At 72.0% G+C, this 19,860-nt stretch carries 20 protein-coding genes; 8 read left to right on the forward strand and 12 right to left on the reverse strand.

The window, feature by feature from the left end; translation table 11 throughout:
• Window position 1 precedes the first annotated feature (1 nt).
• The 6 genes from ACWEVP_RS49485 (at window position 2) to ACWEVP_RS49510 (ending at window position 7,051) form a co-directional block, all read left to right on the forward strand.
• Window positions 2-1,543: an NAD(P)-binding domain-containing protein gene (locus ACWEVP_RS49485; RefSeq protein ID WP_452069568.1), complete on the forward strand. Its 1,542-nt coding sequence runs from the start codon at window positions 2-4 to the stop codon at window positions 1,541-1,543.
• Window positions 1,543-2,613 carry an alpha-hydroxy acid oxidase gene (locus ACWEVP_RS49490; RefSeq protein ID WP_452069569.1) on the forward strand — a complete coding sequence of 357 codons (1,071 nt, stop codon included), beginning with the start codon at window positions 1,543-1,545 and terminating at the stop codon, window positions 2,611-2,613. The genes ACWEVP_RS49485 and ACWEVP_RS49490 overlap by 1 nt, the downstream gene beginning before the upstream one ends.
• Entirely contained in the window at window positions 2,610-3,875 is a 1,266-nt protein-coding gene (locus ACWEVP_RS49495; protein WP_452069570.1) for a cytochrome P450, read from the forward strand. The genes ACWEVP_RS49490 and ACWEVP_RS49495 overlap by 4 nt, the downstream gene beginning before the upstream one ends.
• On the forward strand, window positions 3,872-5,152 hold the full coding sequence (locus ACWEVP_RS49500; protein ID WP_452069571.1) for a cation:proton antiporter: 1,281 nt from the start codon (window positions 3,872-3,874) through the stop codon (window positions 5,150-5,152). The genes ACWEVP_RS49495 and ACWEVP_RS49500 overlap by 4 nt, the downstream gene beginning before the upstream one ends.
• 64 nt (window positions 5,153-5,216) lie before the next feature.
• Window positions 5,217-5,864, forward strand: a complete 648-nt coding sequence (locus ACWEVP_RS49505; RefSeq protein WP_452069572.1) for a response regulator transcription factor — start codon at window positions 5,217-5,219, stop codon at window positions 5,862-5,864.
• A complete protein-coding gene (locus ACWEVP_RS49510; RefSeq protein ID WP_452069573.1) occupies window positions 5,861-7,051 on the forward strand; it encodes a sensor histidine kinase in 1,191 nt (396 codons plus the stop codon). The genes ACWEVP_RS49505 and ACWEVP_RS49510 overlap by 4 nt, the downstream gene beginning before the upstream one ends.
• Here ACWEVP_RS49510 and ACWEVP_RS49515 read toward each other — a convergent pair whose 3' ends face one another.
• The 9 genes from ACWEVP_RS49515 to ACWEVP_RS49555 form a co-directional block, all read right to left on the reverse strand.
• A complete protein-coding gene (locus ACWEVP_RS49515; RefSeq protein ID WP_452069574.1) occupies window positions 7,052-8,302 on the reverse strand; it encodes a HEAT repeat domain-containing protein in 1,251 nt (416 codons plus the stop codon). It abuts the gene before it with no gap.
• 32 nt (window positions 8,303-8,334) lie between these two features.
• Complete coding sequence (hisS, locus tag ACWEVP_RS49520) at window positions 8,335-9,624, reverse strand: histidine--tRNA ligase (RefSeq protein ID WP_452069575.1); 1,290 nt, start codon at window positions 9,622-9,624, stop codon at window positions 8,335-8,337.
• Window positions 9,625-9,645: 21 nt separating this feature from the next.
• A complete protein-coding gene (locus ACWEVP_RS49525) occupies window positions 9,646-10,029 on the reverse strand; it encodes a hypothetical protein (protein ID WP_452069576.1) in 384 nt (127 codons plus the stop codon).
• An 88-nt stretch (window positions 10,030-10,117) separates the two neighbouring features.
• Window positions 10,118-11,281 carry an amidohydrolase family protein gene (locus ACWEVP_RS49530; RefSeq protein ID WP_452069577.1) on the reverse strand — a complete coding sequence of 388 codons (1,164 nt, stop codon included), beginning with the start codon at window positions 11,279-11,281 and terminating at the stop codon, window positions 10,118-10,120.
• A 1-nt stretch (window position 11,282) separates the two neighbouring features.
• Window positions 11,283-12,404, reverse strand: coding sequence for an MAB_1171c family putative transporter (locus ACWEVP_RS49535; RefSeq protein WP_452069578.1), 1,122 nt, complete (start codon window positions 12,402-12,404; stop codon window positions 11,283-11,285).
• Window positions 12,401-12,922, reverse strand: coding sequence for a hypothetical protein (locus ACWEVP_RS49540; protein WP_452069579.1), 522 nt, complete (start codon window positions 12,920-12,922; stop codon window positions 12,401-12,403). The genes ACWEVP_RS49535 and ACWEVP_RS49540 overlap by 4 nt, the downstream gene beginning before the upstream one ends.
• The gene (locus tag ACWEVP_RS49545; RefSeq protein ID WP_452069580.1) at window positions 12,919-13,323 is read right to left on the reverse strand and encodes an XRE family transcriptional regulator; all 405 of its coding nucleotides are present in this window, start codon (window positions 13,321-13,323) and stop codon (window positions 12,919-12,921) included. The genes ACWEVP_RS49540 and ACWEVP_RS49545 overlap by 4 nt, the downstream gene beginning before the upstream one ends.
• A 297-nt stretch (window positions 13,324-13,620) precedes the next feature.
• Entirely contained in the window at window positions 13,621-14,073 is a 453-nt protein-coding gene (locus ACWEVP_RS49550; protein WP_452069581.1) for a flavodoxin family protein, read from the reverse strand.
• Window positions 14,073-15,707, reverse strand: coding sequence for a phospho-sugar mutase (locus ACWEVP_RS49555; protein WP_452069582.1), 1,635 nt, complete (start codon window positions 15,705-15,707; stop codon window positions 14,073-14,075). Before ACWEVP_RS49555 ends, ACWEVP_RS49550 begins: the two co-directional genes overlap by 1 nt.
• 30 nt (window positions 15,708-15,737) lie before the next feature.
• Between ACWEVP_RS49555 and ACWEVP_RS49560 the strand changes: the two genes are divergently transcribed.
• On the forward strand, window positions 15,738-16,904 hold the full coding sequence (locus tag ACWEVP_RS49560) for a glycosyltransferase (protein WP_452069583.1): 1,167 nt from the start codon (window positions 15,738-15,740) through the stop codon (window positions 16,902-16,904).
• On the opposite strand, the gene ACWEVP_RS49565 is transcribed toward ACWEVP_RS49560, so the two are convergent.
• From ACWEVP_RS49565 to ACWEVP_RS49575, 3 genes are read right to left on the reverse strand one after another with little or no spacing between them, the layout of a single operon-like run.
• Window positions 16,891-17,670, reverse strand: a complete 780-nt coding sequence (locus ACWEVP_RS49565) for a purine-nucleoside phosphorylase (protein ID WP_452069584.1) — start codon at window positions 17,668-17,670, stop codon at window positions 16,891-16,893. The two genes, ACWEVP_RS49560 and ACWEVP_RS49565, sit on opposite strands and share 14 nt — an antisense overlap.
• Window positions 17,667-18,086, reverse strand: coding sequence for an ABA4-like family protein (locus ACWEVP_RS49570; protein WP_452069585.1), 420 nt, complete (start codon window positions 18,084-18,086; stop codon window positions 17,667-17,669). The genes ACWEVP_RS49565 and ACWEVP_RS49570 overlap by 4 nt, the downstream gene beginning before the upstream one ends.
• The gene (locus tag ACWEVP_RS49575) at window positions 18,083-19,018 is read right to left on the reverse strand and encodes a hypothetical protein (RefSeq protein ID WP_452069586.1); all 936 of its coding nucleotides are present in this window, start codon (window positions 19,016-19,018) and stop codon (window positions 18,083-18,085) included. Before ACWEVP_RS49575 ends, ACWEVP_RS49570 begins: the two co-directional genes overlap by 4 nt.
• 113 nt (window positions 19,019-19,131) lie before the next feature.
• On the opposite strand from ACWEVP_RS49575, the gene ACWEVP_RS49580 reads away from it, so the two are divergent.
• Window positions 19,132-19,764, forward strand: a complete 633-nt coding sequence (locus ACWEVP_RS49580; RefSeq protein WP_452069589.1) for a MerR family transcriptional regulator — start codon at window positions 19,132-19,134, stop codon at window positions 19,762-19,764.
• The last annotated feature ends 96 nt before the right edge of the window (window positions 19,765-19,860 follow it).

Below are 19,860 nucleotides of genomic sequence, written 5' to 3' on the forward strand. Positions count from 1 at the left end.
CGTGGTGGAGGAAGTGCTCGATTATCTGGTCGTCGGGGCGGGGCCCGCGGGGGTGCAGCTGGGGCAGCACCTCGGCCACGCCGGGCACCGGTACCTCGTGCTGGAGGGCGGGTCCGCGCCCGGTCACTTCTTCGAGACCTTCCCCCGGCACCGGACCCTCATCTCCATCAACAAGAAGCACACCGGGTACACCGACCCGGAGCTGCGCATGCGGATGGACTGGAACTCGATCCTGGCCGAGGGCGACGCCGAGCCGGTCCTCTTCACCGACTACAGCGAAAAGCTGTTCCCGGACGCTCCCGACTTCCTCCGCTACATCGCCGACTACGCGGCGAAGCACGAAGTCAACGTCCGTTACGACACCCGGGTGACGCGCATCCGTCGCGATCCGGAAAGCGCTCTCTTCGTTCTCACCGCCGGTGACGAAGAGTTCAAGGCGCACCGGCTGGTCATGGCCACCGGCGTCACCAAGCCGTACATCCCGCAGTTCCCCGGCGTCGAGCTGATCGACCAGTACGTGGACGTCGACGTCGACCCGAAGGGCTTCACCGACCAGCGCGTTCTCGTGCTGGGCAAGGGCAATTCCGCGTTCGAGACCGCGGACAACCTCATCGAGACGGCCGCGGTCGTGCACGTCGGCGGCCCGCGGCCGGTGAAGCTCGCCTGGCGCACGCACTTCGTCGGCCACCTGCGTGCCTACAACGCGGGCATCCTCGACATGTACCAGCTCAAGCTCCAGCACGCGATCCTCGACGGCGACGTCCGCGAGATCCGCAGGGACGCCGACGGCTACCACGTCAAGTTCGCGTTCGCCCGCGCCGACGAGGTCATCAAGGAGATCCGCTACGACCGCGTGATCGGCTGCACCGGCTTCCGCTTCGACGCGTCGCTGTTCGACGAGGACTGCCGCCCGCGGCTCACCATCGACGACCGCTTTCCCGCGCAGACGCCGGACTGGGAGTCGGTCAACGTGCCCGGCCTGCACTTCGCCGGCACGATCACCCAGGTCCGCGACTTCAAGAAGGCCACCAGCGCGTTCATCCACGGCTTCCGCTACGGCGTCCGCGCCCTGGCCAAGGTGCTCGACGAGCGCTACCACGGCAAGCCGTGGCCCGGCACCGAACTGCCCGCCAAGCCGGACGCGCTGACCGACGCCGTGATCACCCGGATCAACCGGACTTCCGCGCTGTACCAGCAGTTCGGCTTCCTCGGCGACGTCCTGGTGGTCGACGGCGACACCGCCCGCTACCTCGAGGAGGTGCCGGTCGACCGGGTCCTCGCGAACCCGCCCGAAGACGCCTACGTCGTCACCCTCGACTACGGCCCCGACCACGACAAGATCGACCCCTTCGACTTCGTCGCGCGCGCCGCCCAGGACCAGGCGAACGACCACGGCGAAGGCCACTACCTGCACCCGATCGTCCGGCACTACCGCCGCGGCGAGCTCGTCGCGACCCACCACGTCACCGAGAACCTCGAGAACGAGTGGGACAAAGAGGTGCACGTCGAGCCGCTGACCGCGTTCTTCACGCGGGAGCTGTGATGCGCACGGTCGCGGAGTTCGAGGCGGCGGCCCGGCAGCGCCTCGACCCGGTGCACTACGACTACTTCGCGGGCGGCGCCCAGGACGAGATCACCGTGGCGGAGAACGAGACCGCGTTCAGGAAGCTGCGGCTGCTCCCGCGCGTCCTGCGTGGCAGTGACAAACGGGATCTGAGCGTCGAGCTGCTCGGGACGCCTTCGTCGATGCCGATCCTCCTCGCGCCCACGGCGTTCCACCGGCTCGCGCACGCCGACGGCGAACTCGCCACGGCGCGGGCGGCGGCCCGCGCGGGCACGATCATGATCGTCAGCATGGCCGCCACCACGGCGATCGAGGACATCGCCGCGGCGGCCCGCGAGGTCGCGCCGGACCCGGGGCTGTGGTTCCAGCTCTACCTGCAGCCGGACCTGGAGTTCACCGAGGCGATCGTGCGCCGCGCCGAGAACGCGGGCGTCAAGGCGTTCGTCGTCACCGTCGACTCGCCGGTGCTCGGCCGCCGCGAACGCGACGACCGCAACGACTTCCACGACCTGCCGCCGGGGCTGGTTGTGGAGAACCTGCGCAACATCGGCGAAAACCGCAGCGGCGGCAACATCAGCCACGTCCGCGAGATCGTCATGTCGGCCGGGCTGAACTGGGACCACATCGCGTGGCTGCGGGGCAAGACCAAGCTGCCGGTGCTGATCAAGGGCGTGCTGCACGCCGAGGACGCGCGGCTGGCCGTGCACCACGGCGTCGCCGGGATCGTCGTGTCCAACCACGGCGGCCGCCAGCTCGACACCGTGCCCGCGACCATCGACGTGCTGCCCGAGATCGCGGCGGCGGTCGGCGGGGCGATCCCGGTGCTGCTCGACGGCGGGATCCGGCGCGGCACCGACGTCGTCAAGGCGCTCGCCCTCGGCGCGGACGCGGTCGGCGTCGGCCGGCCGGTCGTCTGGGGGCTGGCCGCGGGCGGCCGCGAAGGCGTCACGCAGGTCCTGGACCTGTTGCGCGACGACTTCGACCAGGCCCTGGCGATGTGCGGCGGCCGGCACCCGGCCGACCTGACCCCGGACCAGGTGCGGCGATGATCGGCAAAGTGCTCGCGACCGCCGCCGCGCTCACCGCGCCCACGTGGCTGCCCGCCCGCGTCGTCGCCCTGCGGATGAGGATCTTCGCGCTGGTCAACGGCCAGGACGCCGTGACGATCCCGGGGGAGCAGGTCGGCGCCGCGGACTTCAAGCGCGTCTACGCCGACCCGGCGGCGAACGGGCGCAGCCGCGGCGCCGCGCTGTCCGACCTGTTCTGGTACTGGCTCGCGCCCGGACCCCAGGTCCACCAGGAGCACCTCGAAGCGGGCCCGCGCTACGACGAGGTCGCCAAGTGCACCCGGCACATCCTGGTCCGGTCCAAAAAGGACTCCGAGGAGCTGGCCCGGCGGGTGGCGGCGCACGTCCTCGACGACGTCCGGCCCGGTCTCGTCCGGTTGCGCGACGAGATGATGCCGATCTGGGCCGAGCTGTACTACGAGCTGGTGTTCGAGGAACCGTGCCCGCCCGAGGCGCGCGACCTCATCGTGGGCCACGCCGACGACGTCGTCTCGGCGCTGAAGTGCGTGCGGCCGCGCAACATGCGCCGCCGCGCGCGGCTGACGAAGTACCTGCGGCGGCGCCTCGCCGACATCCCGCACCCGCTGCCGGAGTCGCTGACCCCGGAAGAGCAGGCGTACTACCTGCAAGGGACGTTCTTCAACACCGCCGTCGTGCAGATGTCCGAGGCGATGGCGCACCTGCTGATGATCATCGCGCACCGCCCGGAGGTCCAGCGCCGGCTGGCCGAGCACCCGGACGACGACGCCTACCTCGACCGCGTCATCGACGACGGCCTGCGCGAGTTCCCGCTGTTCGGCATCGCGCACCGGATCTCGACCGCGGACATCGAGCTGGACCACCTCACGATCCCGGCGGGGACGGTGCTGTGCTTCAGCTACCCGGGCTACGCCGCACAGTCCGGAAAGGACGACTTCATCCCGTTCGGCGTCGCGCAGAACCGCGCCTGCCCGGCCCGCGGGCTGGCCCCGCCGACCATGCGCGTCGTGACGCGGGAAGTGCTGCGCCGGTTCAGCCTCGCCTCGACGGCCGCGCACACGCGCTCGATCCCCAACCGCGGCCCGGCGCTGCTCACCCCGCGCGGCGCCCGCCGGAAGCGCTTCCCGCTGGTGTGGCTCGCGGTGCGCGACCGCTGGGAAGACGTCTGGCGCAGCTTCGCGCAGCTCGTGTTCGGCACGTACATGGTCCTCGACGCCCGTCGCCAAGCCCTGTGCACCACCTACTTCGCCGGAGGCAACCGATGACCCCGTCCGAAGCGGCACCCACGTTCTTCCTCGCCGTCGCGGTCATCCTCGTGGTGTGCCGGCTCGTCTGCGTGGTCGCGGTGCGGCTGGGCCAGCCACCGGTGGTCGGCGAGATGATCTCCGGCGTGCTGCTCGGCCCCTCACTGCTGGGGCTGGTCCTCCCGGGCGTGCAGACGGCGCTGTTCCCGGACGGCATCCGCCCGCTGCTCTACGTCGGCGGCCAGATCGGCCTGGTCATCTACATGTTCGGCGCGGGGTACGAGTTCAGCCTCCGCAGCATCCGCGGCTCGGCGAAGTCGGTCGGCGCGATCTCGGCCGCGGGCACGGTGGTGCCGCTCGCGCTCGGGGTCGGCGTCGCCGTGTTCGGCACGAGCTGGGCCGGCATCGGCAAGGACGGTGTCTCGCTCGCGACGTCGGCGGCGTTCGTCGGGGTCGCGCTGGCCATCACCGCGTTCCCGATGCTCGCCCGGATCATCACCGAACGCGGTCTCGGCGGCACCCGGTTCGGCTCGCTCGCACTGGCCTGCGGCGCTCTCGACGACGTCCTGGCGTGGGTGCTGCTGGCGGTCGTGCTGGGCATGCACGCGGACTCGGCCGGGCCGGTCGCGCTGGCCGTGGGCGGCGGCCTGCTGTTCGCGTTGCTGCTCGTGCTCGTCGGGCGCCGGGTGCTCGCGAAGGCGATGGGCAGTGACCGGATCTCCGCCGACCAGAAGATGCTGATCACGGCGTTGACGTTGTTCGCGGCCGCCTGGTTCACCGACGTCATCGGGCTGTACGCGGTGTTCGGCGCCTTCTGCGTCGGCATCGTGTTCCCCCGCGTGCCCGCCGCGGACGCCGTGCTCGCGAAGATCATGCCGATCGGCCGGATCGTGTTCCTCCCGCTGTTCTTCACTTATTCCGGCCTGAACACCCGGTTCGCGCTGCTCGCGGATCCGAAGCTGCTCGCGTTCGCGGTGCTGTGCGTGGTCGTCGCGATCGTCGGCAAGCTCGGGGCCTGCTGGGGCGCGGCGCGGCTGGTGGGGGAGTCACAGCCGGTGGCGTTGCGCGTCGGCGCGCTGATCAACGCCCGCGGGCTGATGCAGCTGATCGCGCTCAACGTCGGGCTCGCCGCGGGCATCGTCTCGCCGGCGTTGTTCACGGTGCTGGTGCTCGTCGCGCTGGTCACCACGATCATGACCGCGCCGGTGCTCAGCTGGCTCGACCGCCGGGATACCCGCAAGGGGAGCACCGAGGTGCTCCTGATGGCGGAACCGGTCCCGGTGACCGGGAAAAGTTGATAGTTCAAATTCAGAAAATAACTGCCAGTATGGGTTTGTGCACGATGGGGCGACGAAACCGAGAGTGCTGCTCGTGGAGGACGACCGCGAGCTGGCGGGCATGCTCGCCGAGCTGCTCGCGGACGAAGGCTACGAGACCGAAGCGGCGCACGACGGGCAACGGGGGCTGCACCTCGGGCTCACCGGGCACTACGACGTGCTGATCATCGACCGCAGGCTCCCGGTGCTCGACGGCCTGGAGCTGTTGCGGCAGCTGCGGGCCCACGGGGTGACCACGCGCGTCCTGGTGCTCTCGGCGCTGGGCGAGCTGGCCGACCGGGTGGGCGGGCTCGACGCCGGTGCCGACGACTACCTCGTCAAGCCGTTCGAGGCCGACGAGCTGCTGGCTCGCCTGCGCGCGCTCGGTCGCCGCGACCTCGAAGGCGCGGAAAGCCTGCCGCTGGGTGCGGCGGCCCTCGACCTGCAGCGGCACGAGGTCGTGCTGCCGCGCGGGGAGCGGATCACGCTGTCCGGGCGGGAGTTCGAGCTGCTGCGGACGCTGGCGCAGCGGCCGAAGGCGATCCACCCGCGGGCGGCGCTGCGCGGATCCGTCTTCGCCGACTCGACCGGAGAGTCCATTGTGGACACCTACGTCTACTACCTGCGGCGGAAGCTCGGCCGGGACGTCGTCCGGACGGTGCACGGCCTCGGCTACCAGATCGGCGCGGTATGAAACCCGACCCCGAAGAGCGGGCCCTGCGACGGGCGCGGTGGGCGATCACCGCGCAGATCGCCGTGGTCGTGTCGTTGCTGGTGACGCTCGCGGGCGGGATCGCCTACGCGATCCTGCTGACCCGGCAGCACGCCGAAGCCGACCGCACGCTGGCCAGGACGGTCGAGCTCGGTCCGGCCGAGACGCCGCCCGGCTGCGTCTGGCTGTTCACCCCGGCCCTGCACGCACCCGCGGGCCGTCCGCCGGCCGGGATGCCGATCCCGGCGTTGACCGCGACGGTGCCCGCCGCCGGGGACGTCCACACGGAACGGCGCTCGATCGGCGACATGACGTACACGATCCGCGTCGAGAACCGCGGCGGCGTCGTCTCGCAGGCGTTCTTCGAGGAGCTGTACCAGATCCAGGACCGCTCGTCGCTGGTGTCCGGGCTCGTGGTGGCCGAGGTGCTGGCCCTGCTCGCCGCCGTGCTGTGCGGGCGGGTGCTGGCGTGCCGGGCGATCCGGCCGCTGGCCGACGCGCTGCGCCGGCAGCGCACGTTCGTCGCGGACGCGTCCCACGAGCTGCGCGCCCCGCTGACCCGCCTGCACACGCGGGCGCAGCTGCTGGCCCGGCGCGCGTCCGGCCGCGACGCGGCCGACCTCGACCAGCTGGTGCGCGGCACGCGGGAGCTCGGCGAAGTCGTCGAGGACCTGCTGCTGTCGGCGCGGGCGTGCGACCGGGAATCGCTGGAGCTGGTGGAACTGGGCTCGCTCGCGGAGGAAGCGGTCGAGGCGGAAGCGGTCCGCGCGGACGAGGGCCGGGTCCGGCTGGCGGTGACGCGCGAGCGGCGGCCGTACGTGGTCCAAGGCGTCCCGACGGCGTTGCGGCGCGTGCTGTCGGCGTTGCTGGACAACGCGCTGGGGCACACGCCGCCGGGCGGGTCGATCGAGGTGTGGCTGGGTGTGCCGGACGAGGGGCACGTGGAGCTGCGGGTCCGCGACACGGGGGTCGGCTTCCCGGCGGCGGACGCGGACCGCATCTTCGAGCGCTTCGCCCGCGGATCCGACGGCGACGGCCGCCGGTTCGGGCTGGGCCTGGCGCTGGTCCGTGAAGTGGTGACGGGCCACGGCGGCACGATCGCGGCGGTGGGCCGCCCGGGCGCCGGCGCGACGTTCACCCTGCGGCTGCGGCGGGCCGGCTCCGCCTGATCACGCTCGATACCGCGCCGAGTCCAGGAGGAAGCGGATTCCGTGCGCCATCGCGGGATCGAGGTCGCCGCAGGCGGCTTCGATCTGCGCCCGCAGCCGCGCCGGGGGTTGCGTCCACACGCGGGCCAGGTGCTGGTGGCAGGCGCGGAGGTCGTGCTCGGCGTCGGCGCCGAGGTCCGCGTCGGCCAGCAACGTGAGGTCGGTGTGCAGGCGTACCCAGGTGTCGCGGTCGCGCAGCAGCGCCGCGGCCGCTCGTCGCGTGTGGACCGGGCGGTCCGCCGCGAGCAGTTCCCGGAGCGTGGTGACCTCCACGAACCGGCCGCGCAGGAACTCCACCACCTGACGGGTGACCGCGGGGGAGGGGTCGGTCAGCAGCGGCAGCACCGCGGACGATTCCGGCGCGATCCGGCGCAATCCGCGGACGGCCACCCGCCGGATCCGGGGGCGGTCGTCGGTCAGCTGGCGTTCCAGCAGCCCGGCGTCTTCGGCCGTGCCGGTTTCGCCGAGCCCGGCGAGCATGCCGAACGAAACCGGCAGCGCGCGGTAGCGGGCGGCCGGGTCGCCGCCCGCCTTGAGCACCAGGGCCTGGGCCATCGACCGCACGGCCGAAGCCGGGTCGGTCAAGTGCTCCTCGGCCCGCCCGGTCATGGTGAGGGCCCGCATCCGGATCTTCGGTGCCCCGGCGGCCAGGAGTTCCTCGACGCATTCGCCGCGGTCGAGCAACGCCGTGCCGGCGATCGTGCGCACGACGAAGTCCTCGTCGCGCGTCGCGATGTCCAGCAGCCGCTCGCGCGAAAGGAGGCCGAGGGCCTCGCGGTGGGCCCAGCGGCGGGTTTCCCGGTCTCCGACCGCCAGCGCGGCGTCGAGCAGGTCCGGGAGCCGGTCGCGGAAGAGGGTGGTGACCCAGTCGTCGACCTGGCGCCGTCGCAGGACGCCGAGCAGCGGCAGCGCCGCGCGCAGGGACGCACCGTCCAGTTTGGACAGTACGGCTTTCCGGGCGGCTTCCCGTACCGGCCGGACCCAGTCGACGCAGCGGACCAGCAGCAGCGGCAGCGCTTCGGGGTCCGGGCTGACCGCCAGCCGGTGAATCGCGGCCTCCCGCAGGTAGCCGTCGCCGGAGCACGCGGCGACGACCAGCGCTTCCCGCGGGGTGCAGCGGGTGCCGGCGGGCCAGTAGGTCCGCCGGAGCTCCACGTCGAAGTCCGCCCACCGCCGCACGTCGCCGGCGATGAGCAGGTCGAGGTCCAACACCCCCTCAGCGTGCCAGGGGCGTCGAACCGTTTTCAGCTCAGCAGGGCCTGGACCGCCGCCGGGGCGTCGGCGATCGCGACCGGGTTCTGCTCCCGGGTCGCGAGGTTGCGGACCGTCACGTTCCCCGCCGCCCAGTCCTCCTGGCCGACGATCACCACCGCGGCCGCGCCCGCCTTGTCCGCGCGGGTCAGCTCCTTGCCCAGCTTGCGGTGCTCGATCGGGGTCGACGTGCGCAGGCCCGCGCCGCGCAGGGACGCCGCCACCGAGCGGGCCGCGTCGGAGAGGTCCTCGGTCACCGGGATCACCATGACGTCGACCTCGCTGCGCGGCGCCGGGGTGAGGCCGTGCGTGTCGAGGAAGTCGATCAGCGTCACGTCGCCCATGCCGAACCCGATGCCCGGGATCTGCTGCGGCGTGAACATCGACGCGAGGTCGCTGTACCGCCCGCCGCCGAACAGCGCGCGGCGGTTCTCCGGCGAGGTGTCGAAGACCTCGAACACGGTCGACGTGTAGTACGCCAGCCCGCGCACGATCAGCGGCTCGTATTGCACCAGCGAACCGGCGCTGCTGTTCAGCACCTTCACCAGGTTCGACCGCTCGCGCACCTCGGCCGGGATCTCCTCGAGCAGGGCCTCGCCCATGGCGAGCGTCTCGGCCAGCTTCTCGAACTGCTTGTCCGAGAGCCCGATCTCCGCGGCGCTCTCCGCCAGCTTCTCGCGCGGGTACTTCTCCCAGCGGTCGACCAGCGCGAACACCTGGGCCAGGTGGTCTTCGGAGACGCCGGCGACGTCGGTCAGCGCCGACGTCAGCAGGTTCCGGTCGTTGACCCGCAGCACGAACATGTCCGGCGTCGCGCCGAGCGCGGCCATCATGTCGTGCACCAGCTCGAAGATCTCGATCTCGCAGTTGGCGCTGTCCGAGCCGAAGATGTCGGCGTTGATCTGCCAGTGCTCCCGGACGCGGCCGCGCTGCGGCGCCTCGTAGCGGTGGCAGTTCGGGTGGCTGTACCACCGCACGGGGAACGACAGCGACTTCGCGCTCCCGGCGATCATCCGCGCGACCGACGGCGTCATCTCCGGGCGCAGCGCGAGCCGCCGCCCGCCCTTGTCGGTGAGGGTGTAGAGCTGCTTGTCGGCGAGCTCCTGCCCGGACTTCCGCTCGTAGATCTCGGCCGATTCGAGGATCGGGCCGTCGTAGCGGAGGAAGCCGCGGCGCTCCAGGACGTCGTAGAGATGACCGAACACCTGGGTACGCACGGACATTTCGGCGGGCAGGAAGTCCCGGGTCCCCTTGTAGGGCGCGGTCGGCAGGTATTCAGGCACGTCACCAGCTTAACGACCGGTTCAGGCGACCCCGTAAGCGGTGATGAGCACGGCGGCGGCCAGCAGCACGGCGCCGGCGCTGGTGACGCGCCCGCCGAGCTTGCCCCGGTTCGGGAGCAGGTGGAGGAAGAAGCCGCCGGACTGGGCGAGGATCCCGAAGAGCAGCAGGAAGCAGGTGATCCACAGCGTGGTGTCCGAAAGGGTCGTGCGGCTGAGGATCTGCAGCACGACCAGGGCGAGGACCAGCAGGACGCCGGCGTGGGCGTGGCCGGCGCGGAACATCGCGCGCTGGTGTTCGGTGAGCTTGCGGTCGCGCAGGACGCCCATCAGCGCGTAGCCGCCGTACATCACGGTCGGCAGCGAGACCAGGGCGATCACGGTGAAGAGCTGGGTGGGTCCGTGCATCGGGGGGACTCCTTCGCGGGGTGGTGGAAGCTACGGTAACACTGTTTTAAAACGGTATCACCAAACTAGGCATTCCCCGATCGGGAAACTAGGCCTGGCGGCCCCGGGCCAGCACCAGCAGGGGGTTCCGCAACGCGGCCAGCGACGCCAGCGGGTCGCCCTCGACGACGAGCACGTCCGCGGCCAGGCCCGGCTCGAGCCGCCCGGTCACCTCCGCCAGCCCCAGCCCGGCCGCCGAATCACAGGTGGCGATCTCCAGGATCCGCCGCCGGGAAAACCCGAGCCATTCGTACAGTTCCAACGCCCCCACCGGGTCGTCGAACACCGATCCCGGCAGCCCCGCGTCCGTTCCCGCCAGCAGCCGGACGCCGTGCTCCTCCAGCCACGGCAGCCGCCCGTACATCGCCTGGGCCGTTTCGTCGCCCAGCTTCTCGACGATCACCCGCCAGTTGCGGCTGCTCGTCGAACACGCCGAGATCCCCGCCGAAGCCATCCGCGCGGCCACCGCGTCGCGCCGGTCGAACGACCGCGGCCCGGTCAGGAAGCTGCAGTGCTCGATCGTCGACACACCCGCCGCGACCGCCGCCTCGATGGCGTCCGCGCCGTGGGCGTGGGCCGCCACCGGCAAGCCGTGCGACGCCGCGTGCGAAACCACCACCGCAAGCTCGCGCTCGGAGAACTGCGATTCCCACATGTCCGCGCCGCCCTCGGTGATCTGGCCGCCGCTGGCCATCACCTTGATCACGTCGGCGCCCGCTTCCGCGTTCGCGTCGATCAACGCGCGGATCCCGTCGTCGGACGCGACCTCGCCGCCGAAGAAGTGGCAGTGCCCGCCCGGCACCGTGATCGGCGGTCCCGACACCAGCAGCCGCGGGGCCACCTCGTCCGCGAACGACTCGCGGACCGACGCGCCCAGGTGACCGCGGTCGCCGAGGTCCCGCACCGTCGTGACGCCGGTGCGCAGCATCGACGTCAACCGCGAACGCGCGTCTTCGATCGTGGTGCCCTCGGAGAAGCGCGCCAGCATCTCCCGGGAAGCGTCGAAAGCCAGGTGCACGTGGACGTTGAACAATCCGGCCAGCGCGGTCCCGGTCGGGAAGTCGTGCCGGGTGGCGTCCGGCGCGGCCAGCGGCAGCACCTCCGCCCGCGGGCCGGCCGCCACGAGGACGCCGTCGCGCACCAGCACCGCACCGTCGACGACCGGCGCCGAGGGCCGGGGCAGCACCCGGCCGGCGGTGATCACCGTGTCCACGTCACGGCTCCATCGCGGCCGACAGCGCCAGCAGCGGCCGGACGTCGGATTCGATGTCGTCCGCCGGTGCGGGCAGGACCTGCTTGGCTTGGCCGTCGCTCTCCTCGCCGGCCGCGTGCCGCGCCAGCGCCGCCTTCAACGCCGCCGCCGCGGAGCGCGGATCGGTCGCGACGACTTCGCCGAACCCCTCGTCCAGGTACGGCGACAGCTGCACCAGGCCGTCGCGGATCTCGATCACCCGGCGGTAGTGCACGCGGTGGATGCTGCGCGGCGACAGGCGTTCGCCGCGACGGCGTGGCGGCGTCCGCAGCACGATGCTGGGGAACGCCTGCACCAGGACCGTCCACAAGGGACCGAGTGCCTCGTGCTCGCGGCGGTGCTGGCGCCGCCGCCGCAACGCCGAAACCCGCGCCCGCACACCGGGGTAGGTGACGCCGAGCAGGAAGAGCATCCCGCCGACGATCACGAACGGCACCCCGAGCAGCAGCAGGATCTTGACGACCGGGCCGAACGCCCACGCCACCACGATGTACAGCGCGCGGAAGACGCTGCCGATCGCCGCGCTGGCCAGGCCGATCGCGCCCAGCCGCAGGCCGATCCGCAGGTCGCGGTCGGCCACCCGCTGGTAGCGGACGATCCACGTCGTGCAGGCGATCAGGCCGTAGATCAGGTAGAGGCCGGCGCCGAGGTAGAAGCTCGCGACCCCGCTGTCGTGGATCGTCGACGGCCCGAGCGGGAGCCCGCGCAGCTCCGGCTGCGTCAGTGCCATCGTCACGACCATCAGCGTGATCGCCGCGGCCAGCGGCACCAGCTCGACCGCCACCCGCCGGTAGCGCCGCGGGCCCAGCGCCGAGCCGAGGAAGAAGATGACCAGCGCGCACACCGCGCACGCCAGCAGCGCGTTGTTGGCGACGCGGGCCGCGCCGCGGCCGAACACGGCGTCGACCTCGTCGGACACGACCTCCTGCTGCAGCAGGAACGCCGCGGCGAACCCGGCGACGCACGCGGTGACGGCCCAGTTCGGCACCGTCGGCGCGCGCTGCACCTGGTAGATCCGCCACGCGAGCGCGGCGGCGAACAGCACCATCGCGAGAACGTTCACGGGGCTGAACAGTGTGCTCACAACCACCCTTGGTGATCGCCGAGCGTCCCCTGGATCCGGCGGAGATCCCGGTCCGCAGCACGCCGCGGGATCGTGTAGTTCAGGACCGACGCCCACTCGAGGATGATGGTCGCGACGGTCTCGGCTTCCCACTCGTGGGCGTCATCGTAGGACGAGCGCCGCAGTGCGCGGTGTACTGCATCCGGGTCAAGATCCGGAACCGGCCCGCGCAGGAAGTCGGCGGGCTCGGCGTCGCCGTGCGGGTGGTGGTCGGCCAGCATGTGGCCGAGCTCATGCAGGATGATGTGGTCCTGGTGGGATTTCGTGGTTTCGGCCTGGTAGAAGATGTAATCCGCCGAAGAGGTGGCGATCCAGCACCCGAACGGGCCCGGCACCTCCAGGGGGTAGGCCATCAGCCGGATCGGCTTCCCCCGTTGGTCGCCCAGCCGCGCGCAGAGCACTTCGACGTCGAGCGGCGGGCCGATGTCGAGCTGCTTCAGCAGCTTGCGGCAGCGGCGGCGCAGCTCCCGTTCCTTCATCGCGCGGCGTCCTCCGGGTTCCGGCCCTCACGTTCGGCCCGTTCGTAGCGCTCCACCAGCTCCAGCAGGTCCATCACCTGCCGTCGCCCCTGCGGGGAGAGCTCCTGCGCCCGCATCGCCATCAGCTGCGCTTCCCCGGCCGGGGGCGCGGCGACCTCTTCGTCGAAGAAGTACGTGACGGGCACGCCGAACAGCTTCGCCAAGGCCTCAACATAGTGGATCTTCGGGTTGACGCGCTTGCCCGTCGCCAGCTGCTGCAGGTAGGCGGGCGACATCGCCGGCCCACCCGCCCGCTCGACCGCCGCCGAGATCTCCCGGTAGCTGTGCGGCGCGCGGCCGTCCACCCGAGCCGCCTCGATCAGGGCGCTCAGCCGTTCCGCGAAAGTGCGTTCCCGTGCCATGTCCGCCCCCTAGGTTTCCACCGTGAAAATTCTAGCCGGGAAACCACTGTACGCACATGTTGACAGCTATCGTATGCAGTGGTTTACAGTTGGCACGCCTCTCGTCTTGCTCTCCGTACCCTGGGGGTGTACGGAACCGCAAGACGAGAGGCTGTCGTGTCTTCTCGGCTCGTCATGATCGCCCCGGTGTAGTACGCTTCAGCTGCCAAGGTCGAACGCCCTCGCGGCGATCCCTTGGTCACGGCCTGTTGCCGGAGGTCGACCCCCAGGGCTTCCGGTGACAGGCCCCTTTACTTTCTACGCCATGAGTGTGGCGGCCACGGTGCCGCCCAGCTCGGTGCACGCTGCCAAGGTCCGCTGGTCCGGCTCGCCCGTGCTGATCACCGGGTCCGCCACCTTCTCCCACGCCAGTCCCGTGGTGATGGACAGCAGCTGGCGTTCGGTTCCCGACGTGTCGCTGTTCCCGTGGATCCAGTACCCGAACGGACGGCCCCGCGTCGCGTCCAGGCACGGGTAGTAGACGGTGTCGAAGAAGTGTTTCAGCGCCCCGCTCATGCTGCCCAGGTTCGCCGGCGTGCCCAGCAGGTAGCCGTCCGCCTCCAGGACGTCGGGGACGGTCGCCGCGAGCGCCGCGCGGCGGACCACCTCCACGCCCTCGATGTCCGGGTGCCTCGCGCCCGCCAGCACCGCCTCGAACAGCGCCTGCGTCGACGGCGACGGCGTGTGGTGCACGATCAGCAGCCGCGGCATCAGGCGAGCAGCTCCTCGACGGCCGCCCGCAACGCGCTCAGTTTCGCGCTCGCCTCGTCACGAGCCGCGGCCGGCGAACCCGTCACCGGGGCCACGACCTGCAGGTACGCCTTCAGCTTCGGTTCGGTCCCGGACGGGCGGACGACCACGCGCACGCCTTCGCCGGTCAGGCGCAGCACGTCCGCGTCCGGCAGCAGGTCTTCGAGCGCGACGGCGACGCCGCCCAGCTCGGCCGGCGGCGCCTGGCGCACCTTCGCCATCAGCTGCCCGCGGACGGCGAGGTCGGTCACCCGCAGGGAAACCTGGTCGGTCAGGTGGACGCCGTGGCGCCCGGCCAGCTCGTCCAGGACGTCCAGCGGCGTGCGGCCCTGTGCCTTGAGCCGCGCGGTGTAGCCGGCGGCGAGCGTCGCGGCGGCGATGCCGTCCTTGTCGCGCACGAACCCGGGGTTCACGCACAGGCCGAGCGCTTCCTCGTAGGCGAAGACGAGCCCTTCGCCGGCGCGGACCAGCCACTTGAACCCGGTCAGCGTCTCGGCGTAGCGGGCGCCTTCGGCCTTCGCGATCTCGCCGAGCATCGAGGACGACACGATCGTCGTGGCGACCAGCGGGTCCGGCAGCACCGTGCGGTCCACTGTGGACAGGACGTACGAGCCGAGCAGGACGCCAGTCTCGTCGCCGCGCAGCATCCGCCACCCGCCGTCCCGCTCGCGGACGCCCAGCGCGCAGCGGTCGGCGTCCGGGTCGAGCGCGATCGCGAGATCGGCGTCCACTTCGGACGCCAGGGCCAGCAGCAGGTCGGTCGCGCCCGGCTCCTCCGGGTTCGGGAACGACACGGTCGGGAAGTCGGGGTCCGGCGCGGCCTGGTCGCCCACGAGGTGCAGGTCGGTGAACCCGGCGCGCTCGAACGCGGCGCGCAGCGTGTCGGCGCCGACGCCGTGCAACGCCGTCGCGGCCACGCGCACCGCGCGCTCGGCACCCATCGGCAGCGTCGCGACTTCGTCGAGGTAGGCGTCCACCAGGTCGACGACCTCGGCACCGGGTGCCCGCGGCACGCTCACCGCGGCGGGCGCGGCCTGGATGGCCCGCTCGATCTCGCCGTCGGACGGCGGGACGATCTGGCCGCCGGTGGCGTCGTAGAGCTTGTACCCGTTGTCGGCGGGCGGGTTGTGCGACGCGGTGATCTGGATGCCGGCCACCGCGCCGAGGCGCCCGACGGCGAACGCGAGCACCGGCGTCGGCAGCGGCTTCGGGAAGACCTTGACGTCGAAACCCGCCGCCGCGAGGACCTCGGCGGCCGCGGTCGCGAAGGCTTCCGAGCCGTGCCGCGCGTCCCGGCCGACGACGACCAGCGCGCCGGCGTGCCCGTGCGCCGTCAGCCACTCCGCGACCCCGGCAGTGGTCCGCGTGACGACGGCGACGTTCATCCCGTTCGGCCCGGCGCGCACCGGCCCGCGCAGCCCCGCGGTGCCGAACTCGAGCGGCCCGGCCATCCGGTCGGCCAGCTCGTCGGCGGCACCGGCGTCGCCGCCCATCGCCTTCGCGAGCACGTTCTGCAGCTCGGCGCGCGCGTCGTCGTCCGGGTCGTCGGCGATCCAGCGGAAGGCGGCGTCGCGCAAGGTCGAATCGATCGTCACCGCGCCAGCCTACGGGCTAGGGTCGGGGGAGTGCGCTTGCTCTTCACCTCACTGGGGTCCTTCGGTCACACGTTCCCGCTCGTCCCGCTGGCGGTCGCCGCGCGCGACGCGGGCCACGACGTCGTCTTCGCCACCTCGGAAGACTTCCTGCCGCAGCTGACGAAAGCCGGCCTGGAGACGGCGGCCGCCGGGCTCGCCATCCGGGACGCGTTCGGGCAGGCCTTCGCCGAGTCCGGGCCGCCCGGCCCGCGGCGCCCGCCGGGCGAGGTCCCGCCGGAGGTGCTCGGGCCGATCGTCGCGAAGGTCTTCGGCGAGCTGATGCCGAAGCGGTTCGTCGCCGACCTGCTGCCGCTGTTCCCGCGGTTCCGGCCCGACCTCGTCGTGAGCGAATCGGGCAACTCCGGCGGTGTGTTCGCCGCGATGCAGGCCGGGATCCCCGTGGTGGCGCACGGGTTCGGCCGCGTGTCGAGCGACGACCCGATGGTGACGCGGATCCGCGACGCGATCCGCGCGCACGGTTCGGAGCTGGGGATCGCCGTCGGTGCGGACCTCGCGTTCGGCGGGCCGTTCATCGACATCTGCCCGGAATCGGTGCAGGAGCCGGGTTTCCTGGCGCGCGCGACGCGCGTCCCGCTGCGGCCGGTCGGCTGGAGCGAGCCGGGCGAACTGCCCGCGGGCGTGCTGGACCGCTCGCGGCCGCTGGTGTACCTGACGCTCGGCACGGCGATGGGCCACGCGGGCGTGCTGGGCGCGGCGATCGCCGGTCTGTCCGGTTTGGACGTCGACGTCCTGGTCGCGACGGGCCCGACGGTCGACCCGGCGGAGCTGGGCGAGGTCCCGGCGAACGTCCGGCTCGCGACGTGGGTCCCGCAGGCGGCGCTGCTCCCGCACGTGGACCTGGTGGTCCACCACGGCGGCAGCGGCACGACGCTCGGCGCGTTCGGCGCGGGCCGCCCGCAGCTGCTGCTGCCGCAGGGAGCGGACCAGTTCAGCAACGCGGACGCGGTCGTGGCGGCCGGCGTCGGCGACCGCCTCTTGGCCGCCGACGTCTCAGCTGAAGCGGTGGCCGCGAAAGCCCGTCACCTGCTCACGGACTCCGCGGTTTGCGACGCGGCCCGCACCTTGGCCGGGGAAGTCGCGGCGATGCCGTCCCCGGCCGAGGTGGCCGCCCAGCTCCCGGCCCTCAGGCGCGGGTGACCAGCTCGCGCAGCAGGGAGCCCATCTGCGTGGCCGCCGCGCGGCCCGCTTCCAGGACTTCCTGGTGGTTCAGCGGCTCGCCGGTCATGCCGGCCGCCAGGTTCGTCACCAGGGACAGGCCGAACACCTCGACGCCGGCCGCGCGGGCCGCGATCGCCTCCAGGACCGTCGACATGCCGACCAGGTCCGCGCCCAGCGTGCGCAGCATGCGGATTTCGGCCGGCGTCTCGAAGTGCGGCCCGGTCAGGCCTGCGTAGACGCCCTCCTCCAGCGACGGGTCGATCTCCTTCGCGATCCCGCGCAGCCGCGCCGAGTACAGGTCCGTCAGGTCGACGAAGTTCGCGCCGACGATCGGCGAGCGCGCGGTCAGGTTCAGGTGGTCGGAGATCAGCACCGGCTGACCCACGCGGAACCCCTCGCGCAGCCCGCCGGCCGCGTTGGTCAGCAGCACCGACCGGACGCCGGCCGCCGCGGCGGTGCGCACGTTGTGCACCACCGGGTCGATGCCCTTGCCCTCGTAGAAGTGCGTGCGCCCCAGCATGACCAGGACGTTCTTGTCGCCGATCTTCAGCGAGCGGATGGTGCCGCCGTGGCCCACCGCGCCGGGCGTGGTGAAGCCGGGCAGTTCGGCGAACGGGATCTCCGTCTCGCACTCCCCGATGACGTCCGCCGCCGGGCGCCAGCCCGATCCCAGGACCACCGCGATGTCGTGCGCGTCCACGCCGGTGCGCTTGGCGATGGCGGCCGCGGCCTCTTGTTCACTCATGTCCGGGAGCGTAACCGGGCGCCGCGAACCAGCAGGAACACCACCAGCCCGAACGGCGAGAGGAAGATCGTCAGCACCAGGACCGGGCTGACGATCCACGGCGAAATCCCCTTCGCGCGCCCCTCGAAGTACATCCACCGGGCGATGAACAGGTCGAACGCGATGAGGTGCGCCCAGACGAGCCCGGCGCCCCACGGCGTGGCCAGCAGCGTCCGCAGCACGCCGAGGTCGGGCGAGAGCATCGCCCGCCCCCACTCGCCGAAGTGCGGCAGGACGAGCGCGAAGTAGCAGGCCAGCGGCAGCAGCGGTACCCACGGCGACGCCATGACCCGAGGCGTCCACCGCCAGTTCGGCGCGAAGACCAGCAGCGCCCAGAACGGCGCCGCCAGCGGGAACGCGAGGTCGAAGAGGATCATCGGGTCACGGCCCACGAGCCGGCTCCGACGGCCGCGACCAGCGCCGCGAACGCGCCCAGCGTCACCGCGTCCGGGTGCACGATCGACTGCGCCCGCAGCGCCTGCCACGTGACCAGCGCGGTCAGCCCCGCGTACCCGGCCGCGCCGACCAGGACGAGCCGCGCGCGGACGGCGTCGTCGCGCAGCCGGGCGAACCGCGGGGCCAGCGCCGCGAGCGCGACGGCCAGCAGCGGCAGCACCTGCAGCGCGTGCATCCCCACGAAGTGCGGGATCCGCAGGTCGCCCGCCACCGTGCTCCAGCCGAGGATCGGCAGGCCCGGACCGCCGTCGGCGAGCCCGACGGTGTGCGCGCCGACCATGTCCGGCGCGCCCCCGGCCCGCCACCGCGCGAGCTGCTGCGCGGTCGGGTTCGTCATCAGGATGCCCAGCGAGATGCCCACCAGGGACAGCACGGCGCCCGCGCGCACCGCCCAGAAGCTCGCGCGGTCTTCGAGCTTGGTGAACATGACCAGCACGGTCAGCGCGAGCGTGGCGACCCACAGTCCCATGATCATCTTGCCCATGACGTTGTAGATCAAGGCGTCCTGCGGCGTCGCGTTGTTGAAGTGGCTCGCCCGGCCGCGCGCGGCCTGGAAGACCAGCAGGACGTACTCGGCGGCGAAGATCGCCACCAGGAAGTCGGTCAGCAGCCCCGCCGCGCGCCGGAACCGCGGCAGCAGCGACACGAGCCAGCTCCAGGTGGCGAAGTAGAGGGCGCCGGACACGGCGAACTTGAACGGCTTCGCCCAGATCGGCGCGCCGGCGAGGGTTCGCTGGTCCACGAGCAGCGCGGCGACGCACAGCACCGCCACCACCCCCAGGGTGGCGGCCGCGATCGCGGACGGGCGGTGCCACCCGCGCGTTCTGCTCCGGACGTCGGCAAGGATGGTCATGGTTCCTCCCAGAATGGATAGTCAAGCTCTCCGTTATGGGAAGCTAAACTATCCATGCTGAGAAGTCTTCAGGGTTGCCCCGGAGGCGAACCCCGGGATCGGAGCGGATGCGCATGCGGATGGCCGAACTGAGCGCCGAGTCGGGGGTGCCGGTCGCGACCGTCAAGTACTACCTGCGCGAAGGCCTGCTCCCGCCGGGTGAGCGCACCAGTCCCAACCAGGCCCGCTACTCCGCGGCCCACGTCCAGCGGCTCCGGCTGGTCAAGGCGCTCACCGAGGTCGGCGGGCTGCCGCTGGCGTCGGTGGGAGCCGTCCTGGCCGCGATCGACGGCGACGCGACCCCGCACCAGACGATGGGCGTCGTCCAGGAGGAGCTGGCCGGGCCGCCGCCGAAGGTGTCCGAGGAGGCCGCCGGGTGGGCGACCGCCCTGCTGCGGGACATGGCCGAGCGCCACGGCTGGAAGTGGCACGGCACGGAGGACCGCACGGTCGGCAACCTGATCGCCGCGCTGGCGACGGCGAAGGAGCTGGGCCACGAGAAGCTCGCCGAGCGCCTCGACGAGTACTTCGCGCTGGCGATGCGGGTCGCGAAGCTCGACGTCGAGGTGGTGACCGGCTTGACGTCGTTCGACAAGATCATCGAGGCCGGCCTGGTGGCGACGGTCCTGGGCGACCGCATCTTCACCGGCCTCCGCCACCTGGCCCAGGAGGCCGTGTCCCGCGAGGTCCTGGACCGGTTGCCCTAGTTGTTCTGTCCGGGGAGGTTGCGATCGTGGCGACACGTGATCGGATGATCTTGGCGTGAAGGAGGGCCTCCGGGTTCGGTGTGGATTGCGACATCT

The organism is Amycolatopsis sp. NPDC003865, from assembly GCF_053605345.1.